1 pseudogene is annotated in these 766 nt (G+C 35.1%); it reads left to right on the top strand.

From position 1 onward, the window contains the following. Positions 1-54 precede the first annotated feature (54 nt). Positions 55-766 (top strand): annotated as a pseudogene (locus J1785_RS00575) (AIPR family protein); the annotation flags it as partial.

The raw sequence follows: 766 nt of genomic DNA, 5'->3' as shown, positions 1-766 counted from the left end.
AAATTACACAAGCAATTTATTCCGTATAAACTTAACTCTTTGAAAGGCAAAAAAATGAGCACATGGAAAGAAGCGTTCAATGCAAGAGAGGATTTAGCTGTTTATGGTGATAATGGCCTAGCATTATTTTCTTTGACATTAAAATTTGGCATCGATGATTTAGATAGCGTCGCTGCCGAATCAATTACCGATGGTCAAGATGATAAAAAATGTGATTTAGTTTACATCAACCCTGAAGATGAATATGCTGTTATTATTCAATGTTATTTCTCTAGTAAAGTGAATCCAGCTGATCCAGCTAATAAAGCCAGTGATCTAAATATTGCATTAGCATGGCTTTTACAGCGCGATATAAATGAAGTTCCTACTCGTTTACAGTCTGCTGCAAAGGAAGTTCGCTCAAAGCTGTCTGATGGTACGATCAAGAACTTACATGTTTGGTATGTTCATAACTTGCCAGAATCAGCTAATTGCAGAACAGAATTAGTAACAGTACAGCAGACTGCCGCAACCATTTTATTATCAGAATTCAGGGATAAAAAAATAGTTGTTCATGCCAATGAAATAGGAGACGAGACTCTCACTGAATGGTACAACGAATCACTATCCCCTATTTTAGTAGATGAAGAATATATGCTCGATATTGATGGTGGATATGAAGTAAGTGGCGTGAAATGGAAAGCATTTTGTACATCTATATCAGCAAAATTTCTGCATAAAGTATACAAAAAACATAAAACCAAAATTTTTTCAGCTAACATAAGGG

Origin of the sequence: Rahnella perminowiae (assembly GCF_019049755.1) — a bacterium.
Taxonomy (GTDB): Bacteria; Pseudomonadota; Gammaproteobacteria; order Enterobacterales; family Enterobacteriaceae; genus Rahnella; species Rahnella perminowiae.
Note: the sequence above shows the minus strand (reverse complement) of the source record. Positions and strands in the feature narration are given on the sequence as shown.